The following is a 14,327-nucleotide window of genomic DNA, read 5'->3' on the forward strand; positions in this document are numbered from 1 at the left end:
GCACGACGTGATTGTTCGGGTCTATTATACTCATCACACTATTATGATCGCTAGATTTGGTTTGAGTATAATTGTCAGCTATGAAAAGATAAATAAAAATAGAGAATTAGTAATTGGTATAGTGAGTAATGATATTGACAACAGACTCAATGATTTACGTTTTTTATGGAAGTTTCGTGTTGATTGCATTTTGGGCAATTGCACAGGCATGGCATAGCCAGTCGCATACAGAAACGATCCATCCATTTAAAGCATTTGTGCATTTACTTGCGTTTTATTTGTCTTATTTACTCTGGCCTTTGGCACTATTTAGTCTTTATGCCGGCTGGAGTGGCTATTATTCGTTACATGAAGCAGGGTTTGTATTCTTGCTGAGTATCGTTTTACTTTATGCACGCTTTGTAGAGCCCCATTGTGTTCAAGTCAAAACCACACGATATCAATTGGATGCAGGAAATCGAATTCAAAAGCCTGTGAAAATAGCCTTGGTTGCTGACTTACATATCGGCTTGTTTTCAGGACATGAGCGACAGCTAAAAATAATCGTGGAGAAAATCAATCAGCAGCAGCCAGATTTAGTGGTGGTGGCAGGGGACTGGACGTATGAACCTGAAGATGCTTTGGCTGATGAATTGGCACCCTTAAAAAAAATTCAGGCACCTGTGTATTCAGTTTATGGTAATCATGATGAGCAATATCCTGGTCCGCCGATACAGGCGTTATTGAGTCATGCACTCAGTGTGAATGATGTGATTGATATTGAGGGGCAGATTGTTGAATTTGAAGAATTTCGTTTAATCGGGGTTGGCGATTTGTGGGCAGGAAAAGCCGATATGCGTTATCTGCCAGATTTACCCCAAGACAAGCCTTGGGTGATTCTCTCTCATAACCCTGACACAGTGGATATGGTTCCAAAACTTCCGAATCGTCCATTAATGTTGTCGGGGCATACCCATGGTGGACAAGTAGAGTTGCCGTGGTTAACGAATTATGTGATGAAAAAAGTCTCTATTCTGGGACATAAAAAAGGACTGTATAACCACGAACATGCAGATGTGTTTGTGACGGTAGGGACTGGAATGGTCGGTGTTCCATTTCGATTTCGTGTTCCGCCCACCATCGATATTATTGAATTAGTTTAATTTAACGCTTTTAGATGCCATCTTGGTATTCGCATAAAAAAGCCCTCAAACTTTGTAAGGTTTGAGGGCTTTTCATCGTTTTAAGATTTTATCGGGTGTAATTGTGATTAAACTTGGTTATTTACATCATCATTTTTAGTTTCACGAATGGCAAGGAATGCCAGCAATGAAAGAATGGAAGCCGCCGTGAGATAATAACCCACAGCATATAATCCGTAAGTTGTTGCGAGTTTGGTGGCAATCAGTGGCGCAAAAGAAGCACCGAAAATACCAGCCAAGTTAAAGGTCAAAGCAGAGCCGGTATAGCGAACTGAAGTTGGAAAAATCTCAGATAAAACTGTGCCAATGGGACCATAAGTTAAGCCCATAATGGCTAAACCTGTACACAAGAATAAGAACACCACAAAGGTGTTGCCAGATTCGAGCATGGTCGAGAAAACCAAACCAAATAATGCTGATAGTACACAGACTGCAATCGAGGTGGTTTTACGCCCAAATTTTTCTGCCAATACCGCAGAAAGTGGAATAAAAGCAGCAAAACAAAGTGTTGCGACCAATTGTAATTCTAAGAACTCAGCACGTGAATAGCCAAGTTTGGTGGTTCCCCAGTTCAATGCAAATACTGTTGTCAGGTAGAACACCACAAAAGTACAGATTGCAGCGATTGTACCCAATACCAGCATTGGCAAATGCTTGGTCATGACTTCTTTAAAAGGTACATTCACTTCTTTTTGCTTGTCGAGTACCTTTTGGAATGCAGGTGTTTCATGGAGCTGGAGACGAATCCATAAACCCACAATTACCAAAATTGCACTGGAAATAAATGGAATACGCCATCCCCATTGCATAAAGTCTTGTTCAGACATTAATGCACCCAAGGTTAGGAATGAGCCCGTTGCCAAAATAAAACCAATTGGTGCACCCAACTGTGGAAACATGCCATACCAAGCGCGTTTGCCTTCTGGAGCATTTTCGGTTGCCAATAACACGGCACCCGACCATTCACCGCCTAAACCAAGCCCTTGACCTAAACGGCAAAGTGCAAGCAGTAAAGGTGCGACAATACCAATTTGGGCATAGGTGGGTAATAGACCGATACAGACCGTAGAAATTCCCATGGTAAGTAAGGCTGCGACCAAGGTGGCTTTACGACCGATCCGGTCTCCCAAATGACCAAATAATGCGGCACCAATCGGGCGTGCAATAAAGGCAATCGCAAAGGTCGCCAGTGACTGAATAGTGGCTGTCATCGGATCTGTACTTGCAGGGAAGAACAGATGCGGAAAAATAATGACCGCTGCCGTGGCATAGATATAAAAATCGAAGAATTCGATGGTGGTACCCACCAGACTAGCGGTAAGTACACGAAATTTTGAATTAGTTGCTACTTCTATTGTAGCTGTAGTTGATGACGCCATGGATAACCTTACACTTACTAAAATTAAAAGAACTTAGTTTTAAAAGCGTAATCTTTTTAAAAAAGGCGTAATTTCTTAAAAAAACAACGGAAAATCGAACTCACATCTACTCTTTTAGGGTCACTAAAACGCGAGAGAAGTCGATTAAATCACGTACAGATAGACCGCGAGGAAGTGTGATCCCGCGCCTATCAGTACAAATACATGCCAGATCGCATGGGTATATCTTACCCGTTTTAAGGCATAAAACAATGCTCCGACTGTATAAGCCAGCCCCCCAAAAACCAGCCAAAAGAGCGCATCGGAAGATAAATAACGTTGCATATCACTGACTAATAACACAGCAAGCCAGCCCATGACCAAGTAGGCAATGAGCGAAACTTTCTGGAAACGATGAATGAAGATTAACTTGAAAAGTGTCCCAAGCAATGCAATCACCCAAAGTGCAATCAGTAAGTTGTGGGCTTTTTCGGTAGGAATTGCAATCGAGAGAAAAGGGGTATAAGTCCCAGCAATCAAATAATAAATGGCGGTGTGATCGAGTTTTTTTAGCCAAAAACGTTTTTCGTAGGTTTGAGCCATGTGGTACAGGGTTGAACCTGTAAACAGCAGAATCATGCTAAAACCGTATACCCAAAGTCCAATCCATTGTCCCGTAGAGAGGTAAGATCCTTTCATGATGAGCAGAATTGTGGCGATACAGGCAAGAATTACGCCGAGCGCATGGCTCCACACATTAAACTGCTCTTCGGTTGGATGATAATCTTGCGTATGGGGAGCGGTCATAGCGGCTGCTTTTTATTAAAAATACAAATGTATAGTAATTCAATTTTGCTTTTCGTGTAAGACGCTTTAAAATTTAGTCGCAAATTTGATTAGGTTTATTGTATGTCTGACTCGACTTCTCCTTCAGCTCAGGAACAACAGTTTCTCGATGCTGTGCAGCAAGCACTTGAAACACAAAGTTTTGAGCGTTTAATCCTGAGCCAATACAAGGGGGAAATGCAACAGTTAGAAAAAATGACTTTCCGCCTGATTGAGCTACAACAGCAACCTGTCTTGAATGTTTTATATCGACATAAAACCCAAGATGTCACCAAAAACTACCCAATCTCAGATGCTATGCAAATCATTGCGGAGCATCTAGCCTGTTGTAAGCAAGGCAATTTGTTTGCATCGACTCAAGATGTACAACTCAAGCGCAACAAGAAAAAAGATTTACTGACCATTACTCAGAAAACAGCGGTGGCAAAAAATGAAGCTCGTGCAGCCCAAGCGCATGATCGGAGCAAACATCGTTTTGTAGAGCAAGAAAGTGTGTTTTTGCAGCATTTAAGTATTACCGATGCTCAAGGCCAGATTATTCCCAGCATGGCGCGTAAATGGAAACAGATTAATAAATTCGTGGAAATTTTTTCAGGGGCTTTGACGCAACTTCCAAATCAAGATCAGGCGTTGCATGTGGTTGATTTTGGTTCGGGTAAAGGCTATTTGACCTTTGCTTTATATGATTATTTGGCGAAGCAGCAGCAAGTGCCCTTTGTGACGGGCGTGGAATTGAATGAAAAGATGGTAGAGTTCTGCCAACACGTGGCAGAGGCTTCTGGTTTTAAGCAACTGGATTTTTTCCAAGGCGATGTCCGAACCTATCAGCCTGAGCGTTTAGATGTAATGATTGCGCTGCATGCTTGTGATGTGGCAACCGATTTTGCTATTCATACGGGGATTCGCTTAAATGCACAGATGATTATGTGTGCGCCGTGTTGCCATAAGGAATTACGTCCTCAACTGAAAAGCCCAGAAGTATTGAAGCCAATGTTGCACTTTGGTATTCACGCGGGGCAACAGGCAGAAATGCTGACTGATACCATTCGCGCATTACTGTTAAAAGCCTATGGTTATGAAACCAAGGTCTTTGAATTTGTTGCTTTAGAACATACCAGCAAAAATAAGATGATTTTAGCCACCAAACGTGCCGATTTTGTTGCACCTGACGCTACGGTATTGGCGCAAATTGAGGCTTTAAAAAATATGTATGGCATTCAAAAACATTCCTTGGAATTATTGCTCAATAACCAATGGGATCAACGTGATATTGGTGCTAAGTGCTAAGTAGCAAGATTCAAAAGGAATTCGACATGACACTACAGATTCACACAGGGACTTGGGTTGAATTGCAAACAGATGTAAAGCCCATTCGTGAGCAAGTGTTTATTCAGGAACAACATATTGCTGCGGCAGATGAGTGGGATGCACAGGATGAGGTTTCCCAGCATTTTGTGGTATTTGATGGGGAACATGCCATTGCGACAGCACGCTTATTGCCAAATCACAGTATTGGGCGTGTTGCCGTATTGGCATCACATCGTGGACAAGGGATTGGCAAGCTTTTGATGTTGCAAATTATTCAGCAAGCGCAGCAGCAGCAACGTCCTTTATTGCAGCTTTCCTCTCAAGTCCATGCCATGTCTTTTTACCAAAATTTAGGCTTTCAAGTCCGTGGAGAAGCGTATTTAGATTGTGGGATTCCACATATTGATATGCAAATGTCCTTGCTTGCACAGAGCTAAACGTCCTAAATTTTAGGCATAAAAAAGCCATCTTCTGAGAGATGGCTTTGGGATTTAATGCCCGTTGTGTGCTGTAGATGCCGAGGACTCAGTCATCGCAGCATGTTCTTCGGCACTCATGTCCATAGTGTGCTCTGCTGCGGCACTGCTGGCTTGGGCAGCACGAGCTTCGCGTTGTTTACCTGGCATATAGTCAGGTTCGTTCTGCATGGCTAAATAGAACACCACTAGAAAAATAATACTAAGAATTGTGGCAATGATCAGGGCCTTCCAACCCCATGGAGATTTTTCAGGAGAAGTGTTGTCTGACATAACAAATAACCCAATGGATAAAAAAGAAACTTCTAAAAATTATGTAACTTTATAACATAAAATGGGATGGATGCAGACTAAATTTTATAAAAAGCTTAAGTGTTCTTGCTTAAGGATGAGGGTGAAAAGATTTGGAGGATGTGTCCTCCAAATCAAATTTTGCGTATAGAAAATTTATTGAATAATTTCTTTCTTCTGCGCTTTGTCTTTTAACAATTGTGGTGGATTGAAACGTTCACCATATTTAGCAGCCAATTCTTCTGAACGTTGTAGTGATTTTTCAATCCCGTTTTGATTTAGGAATTGAATTGCGCCACCAGTCCATGGAGCAAAACCGATTCCAAAAATTGAACCGACATTGGCATCAATCACTGATTCTAGAACACCTTCTTCATAACAGCGTAAGGTATCCAGTGCTTGAACAAACAAGAAGCGATCAATCATATCTTGTTCAGAAATATCATTCGCTTTCGTCCAACGGCTGAGTCCATCCCACAAATGCTTTTTGCCATTTTCAGGATAGTCATAGAAGCCTGCACCTGCTGCTTTTCCTTTACGATTCAGCTCGTGAATCATGCTGTGAACCACTTCATCTACAGGAGTTTTCGGTAGGTCTTTCCCTTCAGCTTGCAGTGCTTTGCGCGTTTCGCTTGCAACATGCTCAGTTAGAGTCAAAGATACTTCATCCTGAATCGCAAGAGGACCCACAGGCATACCGGCTTTGAGTGCCGCCATTTCGATTTTCGCTGGATGCACGCCTTCAGCAAGTAAACGCATACCTTCTTGAATGTATGTACCAAACACACGACTGGTAAAGAAACCACGGCTGTCATTCACCACGATTGGTGTTTTCGCAATTTGTTGTACAAAGTCATAAGCTTTAGCTAATGTTTCCGCAGAAGTTTCTTTACCTTTGATGATTTCGACCAATTGCATTTTGTCTACAGGGCTGAAGAAATGTAAGCCAATAAAGTTTTTGGCATCTTTACTTGCTGTAGCTAGACCTGTGATTGGTAAGGTAGAAGTGTTCGATGCAAAGATTCCACCTTCAACTAAATACTGCTCAGCTTCTTGAGTCACCTTGGCTTTGAGTTGTTGATTCTCAAATACCGCTTCAATGATTAAGTCACAACCTTGTAGATCTGCTGCATCAGCAGTAGCCGTAATAAGTGCTAACACTTGATCACGTTTTTCTGCGGTCATACGACCTTGGGAAACACGTTTATCAAGTAGCTTTTGCGAATAAGCTTTGCCTTTTTCTGCATTTTCTACAGACACATCTTTGAGTACTACAGGAATGCCTTTGATTGCGGTTGAGTAGGCAATCCCTGCACCCATCATACCTGCACCTAAAACACCGACTTTCTTCGCTTGCCATTTAGCAACATCCGCAGGGCGGCTCGCACCAGATTTAATTGCATTCAAACCATGCCAGAACGTACCAATCATATTCTTCGACACTTGACCGACAGTCAGTTGTGTAAAGTAACGTGATTCAATACGAAGCGCGGTATCTACATCGACTTGTGCACCTTCAACTGCCGCAGCCATAATCGCTTCAGGAGCAGGATAACAGCCTTTAGTTTTGTCACGAAGCATGGCAGGGGCAATTGCAAGCACTTGCGCAACCGCAGGCGTTTTAGGATCACCACCTGGGATTTTGTAGCCTTTTACATCAAACGGTTGCTGACTTTTTGGATTGGCTTTGACCCAAGCCATTGCTTTTTCTAACAGCTCTTGTTCATTCTCTGCCGTGTCATGTACTAAGCCGAGAGATTTTGCTTTATCGACACCAAATTGCTTACCTTCCATGAGGAAGGGGAATGCATTTTGTAAGCCGAGCAGACGTACCATACGCACGATACCACCGCCACCAGGAAGTAGACCTAAAGTCACTTCAGGTAAACCAAATTTGGTTTTTGGATCATTGATGGCAATACGATAATGACAACCTAAAGCGATTTCCCAGCCACCGCCAAGCGCAGTACCGTTTAAAGCTGCAACAACAGGCACACCTAAAGTTTCGATTGTGCGTAAGTCACCTTTGAGTTTTTCAATCATCTTGAAAAATTCAGTGGCGTGTTCAGGTTGTACTTGAATCAGCTCATCTAAGTCACCGCCAGCAAAGAAGGTTTTCTTAGCTGAACGGAAAATAATACCTTTCAGATCAGTTTCAGCTTTAAGCTTTTGACTGACTTCATCTAAAGCATCACGGAATTCTGCATTCATGGTGTTTGCAGATTGACCCGATGAATCAAGCGTAAGAATTACAATATTGTCAGCGTTTTTTTCGTATTTAATCGCGCTCATACATCATCGTCCAATATTTTATGGGCTTAATCGTAAGCAATCTGCGGAAGTAAAGATAAGCACCGCAGCGTCTTGTTAAGCTCTCATCTAGTTTCAGGATAAACCTTCGGTTCGACCTACTTTTGTTTCGGCAAAAGTAGGCAAAACCATTGTCATTCGCAAAACCTGAGGTACGAATAGCAAAGATTAATAATCTTTGCCGTACCGCAAGGCGAAAGCTATGCTTGAGCATAAACTACGCACTTTGTTTGTCTTGTGCTGATCCAAAGCTTTAGCCGCTTTGGTTTGCTCAGATTGCGAATGACGTTTCCGAGTCTCATATTTCAGGGAGGTGTTGAGTGCTTTACACCAACTCAATAATAGTCGCGATGCCCATACCACCACCGACACATAATGTTGCTAGACCACGTTTCTTGCCTTGACGCTCTAATTCATCTAGCAAAGTTCCTAGAATCATGGCACCTGTTGCACCCAATGGATGTCCCATCGCAATTGCACCACCATTGACATTGACTTTCTCAGCGGGAACTTTAAGTTCAGTGATAAAACGCATGACCACCGCAGCAAAGGCTTCATTCACTTCGAACAGGTCAATGTCATCAATGGTCAAGCCTGCTTTGGCTAAAGCTTTGCGTGCAGCAGGTGCAGGACCTGTCAACATGATGGTTGGGTCTGTACCGACCAATGCGGTTGCAAGTACCTTGGCACGTGGTTTCAAACCTTGTTCTTTCAATGCTTTTTCAGAAGCAAGCAATACCACCGCAGCACCATCGACGATACCTGATGAGTTACCTGCATGATGAACGTGGTTAATTTTTTGCGCTTCAGGATACTTCTGTAAAGCAACAGCATCGAAGCCCATTTGCCCCATCATTTCAAAGCTAGCATTCAGTTTTGCTAAACCTTCAACAGTGGTATTTCCTTTGATAAATTCGTCTTTTTCTAAGATTGTTACACCTGCATGATCTTTCACAGGCACAACTGATTTATCGAAATAACCATTTGCCTGAGCCGCCGCCGCCTTTTGTTGCGAACCGACCGCAAATGCATCTACATCAGCGCGGCTATAACCATCTAAAGTTGCGATCAAGTCCGCGCCCACACCTTGGGGCACAAAAGAAGATTTTAAGTTGGTTTCAGGATCAAGTGCCCAAGGCCCACCATCAGAACCCATTGGAACGCGTGACATGGATTCCACACCACCAGCAACAACAACATCTTCCCAACCTGAACGAACTTTTTGTGCAGCTAAATTGACAGCTTCTAAACCAGAAGCACAGAAACGGTTGATTTGCACACCTGCAACATCATCATTCCAACCTGCGGCAATGGCGGCGGTCTTGGCAATATCTGCACCTTGATCACCAATTGGTGTCACACAACCGAGAACGATATCATCGACTTTAGACGTATCGAGTTGATGGCGTTGTTGTAATTCATTCAGTAATGTGGTCAGTAAAGTAATTGGTTTTACTTCATGTAATGAGCCATCTTTTTTCCCTTTTCCGCGTGGCGTGCGTATTGCATCAATAATGTAAGCCTCGCTCATAATAGTTCCTTTTTTATTGCTTAAAATTTATTTGTGTTTTGAGTGTACTGGTTTTAATAGCGAGTGCAATGACAAGACTGGCATAGGCAGCATGATCATTTTGGTCAATTGATGTGTGGAAATATGAACTTGATCAAGGTGGAGCTTGATCAGTAAACTATGCAACCATAAAAAATAATCTATTTAAATGAAATTTATTAATATTATTGGTACGACTGGCTCAGGCAAATCGACGTTTGCACAAAAAATAGCTAAAGAACGACAAATACATTATATAGAGCTGGATGATTTACTTTGGTTGGATGACTGGAAGGAATCGCCAAATGACGCTTTATTTTTGAAGCTAAAAATCGCTATGGAAAATGCTGCGACAGGGTGGATCATTGATGGGCTTTATACCCGTACTATCCCAATGATTATGGAAAAGGTAGATACTGTCATCTGGCTAGATTATCCCTTTCACATCAATTTATACCGTTTGAGCGAGCGTACATTTGGACGCGTGATTAGCCGGAAAAAGTTATGGGAAAACTCAAATAATAGGGAAAGTTTAAAATTGATGCTGTCCAAAGAATCTATTTTTATCTGGCTTATCAAATCGTATCCTAAAAATCGTAAGAAATATTTCGACTTAATGCAGAATCCCGCTTATCAACATATTCAATTTATTCGTTTAACTTCACCGAAACAAGCAGCAGAATTTTTACAGAAAATTAAGAGCATATAATGATGCATATTCCAGCAAAGGCGCTTTGTATTTTTCGATATCAAGATAAAGTTTTGCTTTCTCATGGACATGACCCCAGCAAAAATGAAAATTATTTGAGACCGATGGGAGGCACTATTGAATTTGGAGAAACGTCCTTAGAAGCAGTTAAACGAGAAGTTTTAGAGGAAATAAATCAGCAGATTATTCATACAAAACTGTTAGGTGTTCTTGAAAATTTATTTACTTTTGATGGTCAAGCAGGGCATGAAATCGTTTTTGTTTATGAGGCTGAATTTTTTGATGAAACTTTGTATAGCCAAGTAGAAATAAAGGGGTGCGAGACAAATGGTTCAACTTATATCGCTGAGTGGGTTAATACACAGTTATTGGTGTCAGGTCAGTATCCTGTTTATCCCAAGGGCATAGCGCAGTGGTTGTTTAAAAAATAGACAGCTTATATAAGCTGTCTATTCAAAAAATTATGGCTTAAAGATAACCATGTAATTGACGGTATAAACCTGGGGTTACGCCCGTCCATTTCTTAAATGCGCGGTGGAAAGTACTGGTTTCACTGAAACCAACCTGCTGTGCGACATCTTCCAAAGTTAAATTTGGATTGAGTAACAAGTGAATCGCGGCATCACGACGTAAGGCATCTTTCACACCTTGATAGCTTTTACCTTCTGCAGCTAAACGACGACGTAAAGTTTGCGGCGAAAGATATAACATTGACGCTACATCATTCAGCGTTGGCATTTCTTCACCAATTTGACTCTTCAACACTTCACGAATACGAGAGGTGAGAGAATTGGTGTTTTTAAATTTAACCAATAGCTGTGCAGGCGCTGCTTTTAAGAATTCTTCTAAGGTTTCTTCATTTTGACGAATTGGTAAGTCTAAATAATCTGCCGCAAAGGTGATTTCGGTACGTGGCATATCAAACTGCATCACAGGAGCGAAAAACAGGGCATCATATTCATCTGCATGGGCAGGGCGCGGGTAGCCAAAATGTACGCGCTCTAAAGGTAGGCGACGTTCAATGAGCCAAGAGGCTAAACCGTGCCAAATCATTAACATGCTTTCAGTAATAAAATGATTTGGGTCCATTCCAATTGGAATGAGTGGAACTAAGCGGGCTTCATGCTTATCACGTTCTAAAGAAACACACCATTCATCGCCGAACAATTTATAAAATTGCGTCGATAATTCAAGTGCATCACCTAAGGTTTTTGCGTGGATGATCAGTTGGCACATAATGGCAAAGGTGCCCAAACGACGAGGTTGGGTATCGAAACCAATATGTTCATCTTGAGTCACCATCCATAACATTTTCACAAAACGTGTGTATTGTTCTGGAGAAATTCGAGCTTTAGGCTGACGTAGCAGTTCGGCTTCAATTCCGACGTGCGAAAGTAAGGTTTCGACATCCATGCCGAGGCGTTTTACGCCAGTCAAAGCCGCATTGACAAAATGGATACTGATTGTATCGCGGCTCATGTTTAATCCTTCAGTCTCTTTTGTATTCACTTGCGTATGACCTAAATGACGCTAAAAAAGTTTTTATAGGCAATTTACAATAGGTAAATTTGCCTTTCTACATGGTAAATTGCCGAAATGATCAAGGTAAATGGCTGAACATGACATTGTTTTGTTGATTTTATATTTCTAAGATACATGAAAATACAATAGTCCAAGAGTAAAAAGAACATGCAACATGCTTTACAGGGATTGAAAGTACTGGATTTTTCAACATTATTACCCGGTCCATTTGCCACTTTATATTTAGCAGATTTGGGGGCAGAAGTGATTCATGTTGAATCACCCACGCGCCCAGATTTGATTCGTCTTTTTCCACCTTATGCACATGGGCAGGCGACTGCACATCTTTATTTGAACCGAAATAAACAATCCGTAGCTCTGGATTTAAAAGACCCACAAAACATCGCTGCGATTAAGGAAAAGATTAGCCAATACGATATTGTCGTAGAGCAATTTCGCCCGGGTGTCATGCAACGACTGGGATTGGACTATGCCACTTTAGCGGAAATTAATCCGCGATTGATTTATTGCTCGATTACAGGCTATGGTCAAACGGGGAGTTATAAAGATAAGGCAGGGCATGATATTAACTATTTAGCCTTATCGGGGATTGCGGGGCATAGTGGTCGTACCCAGAGTGGACCACCACCTTTAGGTATTCAAGTCGCGGACATTGCAGGTGGTTCTTTACATGCGGTGATTGGCATTTTAACGGCTGTGATTGAGCGTACTCAAAGTGGAAAAGGGCAGTATATTGATATTTCCATGACCGATTGTGTTGTGGCGTTAAACAGTATGGCCGCCGCCGCCGCATTGGCAGGAAATATCACCCCGCAGCCAGAATCAGGCATTTTAAATGGTGCTAGCTTCTATGATTACTATGAAACACAAGATGGGCGTTATCTTTCAATTGGCAGTTTAGAGCCACAATTTATGTCGGGTTTGGCTCGGTTGTTAGAATTGCCAGTTTTATTAGAGAAAGGTGCTTCACTACAGTCGGAAGATTGCCTTAAGGTCAAACATGCTCTACAGGAAAAAATTAAAACCCGTTCCTTGTTAGAGTGGCAGCAACTGTTTTCGACCCAAGATGTCTGTGTAGAACCTGTTTTAAAGTTAGATGAAGCTTTGCATTCAGATTTGGCGCAACAACGGCATTGGGTAGTCCACGTTCCACTGCATGAACATTCCACCGAAACCCAAGCGCAGTTGGCATGCCCAATCAAATTTTCTCGTTCAGCAATGCGCTATGACTTTATGGGGCAAGTATTAGGTACAGGCACTTGGTAGCCTGTACTTTTGTAAATTTTACTCTATATCAGTAGCTTAACAAAAAACGACAAAAAGATTATATTTTAACCATAAAAAACAGGCGTAACCTGATAGGAATAAAAAAATTATAAAAGGTTGCAGGTATGCAAAAGCTCCGAATCTCAAGGGGATTGCTCACGTTGTGTTTAATGGGTTTGAGTGTAAATTCATGGACGTATGCCCAGTCGGCTTTTGCTGTCGACAGTCCTTGGATGTTTGGAGATTGGAATGGCACTCGAACTGAATTAGAAACCAAGGGTTATCGCTTTAATTTGGGCTATACAGGAGAAATGGCAACTTTACTGGACGCGAAAAAGCATTCGAGTCACGGTACTGAATATGCCGATCAGTTCGTGTTGGGGAGTCATTTCGACTTAGACAAAATACTGGGATGGCAAGACACTGAAGCACAAATTATTATTACTGAACGGAATGGACATTCTTTATCACAAACGTCGGATGCCTTAAATGGGCATTTAAGTTCAACCCAAGAAGTATGGGGACGTGGGCAAACGTGGCGTTTGACCAATTTTTGGATTAAGAAAAAATTTCTCAATCAACAGTTAGATCTTAAAGTCGGACGTTTTGGTGAAGGGGAAGATTTTAATAGTTTTGATTGTGATTTTCAGAACTTGGCTTTATGTGGCTCTCAAGTTGGCAATTGGGTGGGGGATCAATGGTTTAATTGGCCCGTCAGTCAATGGGCAGCCAGACTGAAATATCAATTTTCCCCTGAAGTCTTTAGCCAAATTGGGGTATATGAATATAACCCTGAGAACTTAAAGCGTAGTCAGGGCTTTAATTTAAGTACTTCGGGTGCCGATGGCGTCATTGTACCTATAGAGATGGTCTGGCAGCCGAAAATTGGTATGCAAGGCAAAACAGGTGAATATCGACTGGGCTATTACTACAGCAGCGCGGATGCCATTGAAATTCAAAATCCCAGTGCAACATCACATAAGCAAGGCATGTGGATTGTGGCAAAACAACAATTGTTGCAACACGCTCAAGATCCGCAGCGCGGACTTACAGGATTTATAAACCTGACTGTGCATGATGATAAAACCAACAATGTCGACACTATGCAAAATATTGGTTTGATCTATACAGGTGTGTTGGATATGCGCCCGCAAGATGAAATTGCCTTGGGATTTGCCCGAATCCATCTAAATGATGACTTAAATACGGGGCAAGATGAAGAATACAATACCGAACTGTATTACGGGGTACATGCCACCAATTGGTTAACGATCCGTCCAAATCTTCAATATATCCGACATGTGGGTGCGGATAAAAATGGAGAAAATGTTTGGGTCGGTGGGATTAAGTTTCAAACCGCATTTTAACGATGTTAGAGAAACCATCTTTCCTAGATCAATGATTTAAATGCGAATAAGAATAGCGAAACAAACGACAAAATAATCTAGCTGTTTTTACTGGGCTAGCGATAAATAATAAAGTGAATGAGGT

The 14,327-nt window shown here is 41.8% G+C and carries 13 protein-coding genes; 7 read left to right on the top strand and 6 right to left on the bottom strand.

Going from position 1 to position 14,327, the window contains the following annotated elements:
• Window positions 1-128: 128 nt before the first annotated feature.
• Entirely contained in the window at window positions 129-1,142 is a 1,014-nt protein-coding gene (locus DCO44_RS05855) for a metallophosphoesterase (protein ID WP_416224520.1), read from the top strand.
• Window positions 1,143-1,249: 107 nt separating this feature from the next.
• On the opposite strand, the gene DCO44_RS05860 is transcribed toward DCO44_RS05855, so the two are convergent.
• Together DCO44_RS05860 and trhA are read right to left on the bottom strand one after the other, a co-directional pair.
• The gene (locus tag DCO44_RS05860) at window positions 1,250-2,560 is read right to left on the bottom strand and encodes an MFS transporter (RefSeq protein ID WP_116759966.1); all 1,311 of its coding nucleotides are present in this window, start codon (window positions 2,558-2,560) and stop codon (window positions 1,250-1,252) included.
• A gap of 144 nt (window positions 2,561-2,704) precedes the next feature.
• A complete protein-coding gene (gene trhA, locus DCO44_RS05865; RefSeq protein ID WP_116759968.1) occupies window positions 2,705-3,346 on the bottom strand; it encodes a PAQR family membrane homeostasis protein TrhA in 642 nt (213 codons plus the stop codon).
• A 102-nt stretch (window positions 3,347-3,448) separates the two neighbouring features.
• On the opposite strand from trhA, the gene DCO44_RS05870 reads away from it, so the two are divergent.
• Window positions 3,449-4,672 carry a class I SAM-dependent methyltransferase gene (locus DCO44_RS05870; protein WP_116759970.1) on the top strand — a complete coding sequence of 408 codons (1,224 nt, stop codon included), beginning with the start codon at window positions 3,449-3,451 and terminating at the stop codon, window positions 4,670-4,672.
• A gap of 26 nt (window positions 4,673-4,698) precedes the next feature.
• Window positions 4,699-5,130 carry a GNAT family N-acetyltransferase gene (locus tag DCO44_RS05875; protein ID WP_116759972.1) on the top strand — a complete coding sequence of 144 codons (432 nt, stop codon included), beginning with the start codon at window positions 4,699-4,701 and terminating at the stop codon, window positions 5,128-5,130.
• Window positions 5,131-5,184: 54 nt separating this feature from the next.
• Here DCO44_RS05875 and DCO44_RS05880 read toward each other — a convergent pair whose 3' ends face one another.
• From DCO44_RS05880 to DCO44_RS05890, 3 genes are all read right to left on the bottom strand, one after another.
• Window positions 5,185-5,442, bottom strand: coding sequence for a hypothetical protein (locus tag DCO44_RS05880; protein WP_116759974.1), 258 nt, complete (start codon window positions 5,440-5,442; stop codon window positions 5,185-5,187).
• Between the two features lie 174 nt (window positions 5,443-5,616).
• A complete protein-coding gene (locus tag DCO44_RS05885) occupies window positions 5,617-7,752 on the bottom strand; it encodes a 3-hydroxyacyl-CoA dehydrogenase NAD-binding domain-containing protein (RefSeq protein WP_116759976.1) in 2,136 nt (711 codons plus the stop codon).
• A gap of 343 nt (window positions 7,753-8,095) precedes the next feature.
• Window positions 8,096-9,301, bottom strand: a complete 1,206-nt coding sequence (locus DCO44_RS05890; protein ID WP_116759978.1) for an acetyl-CoA C-acetyltransferase — start codon at window positions 9,299-9,301, stop codon at window positions 8,096-8,098.
• Window positions 9,302-9,488: 187 nt separating this feature from the next.
• Here DCO44_RS05890 and DCO44_RS05895 point away from each other — a divergent pair, with 187 nt between their 5' ends.
• The gene (locus tag DCO44_RS05895) at window positions 9,489-10,028 is read left to right on the top strand and encodes an AAA family ATPase (RefSeq protein ID WP_116759980.1); all 540 of its coding nucleotides are present in this window, start codon (window positions 9,489-9,491) and stop codon (window positions 10,026-10,028) included.
• Window positions 10,028-10,459: an NUDIX hydrolase gene (locus DCO44_RS05900; RefSeq protein WP_116759982.1), complete on the top strand. Its 432-nt coding sequence runs from the start codon at window positions 10,028-10,030 to the stop codon at window positions 10,457-10,459. Before DCO44_RS05895 ends, DCO44_RS05900 begins: the two co-directional genes overlap by 1 nt.
• A gap of 37 nt (window positions 10,460-10,496) precedes the next feature.
• Here the strand turns inward: DCO44_RS05900 and DCO44_RS05905 are convergent, their stop codons facing one another.
• The gene (locus DCO44_RS05905) at window positions 10,497-11,507 is read right to left on the bottom strand and encodes an AraC family transcriptional regulator (protein WP_116759984.1); all 1,011 of its coding nucleotides are present in this window, start codon (window positions 11,505-11,507) and stop codon (window positions 10,497-10,499) included.
• A gap of 210 nt (window positions 11,508-11,717) precedes the next feature.
• Here DCO44_RS05905 and DCO44_RS05910 point away from each other — a divergent pair, with 210 nt between their 5' ends.
• Complete coding sequence (locus DCO44_RS05910) at window positions 11,718-12,836, top strand: CaiB/BaiF CoA transferase family protein (RefSeq protein ID WP_116759986.1); 1,119 nt, start codon at window positions 11,718-11,720, stop codon at window positions 12,834-12,836.
• Between the two features lie 125 nt (window positions 12,837-12,961).
• A complete protein-coding gene (locus tag DCO44_RS05915) occupies window positions 12,962-14,203 on the top strand; it encodes a carbohydrate porin (RefSeq protein ID WP_116759988.1) in 1,242 nt (413 codons plus the stop codon).
• Window positions 14,204-14,327: the final 124 nt, after the last annotated feature.

The sequence above is a fragment of the Acinetobacter sp. AM genome, assembly GCF_003105055.1.
In the GTDB taxonomy this organism is placed as follows: domain Bacteria; phylum Pseudomonadota; class Gammaproteobacteria; order Pseudomonadales; family Moraxellaceae; genus Acinetobacter; species Acinetobacter tibetensis.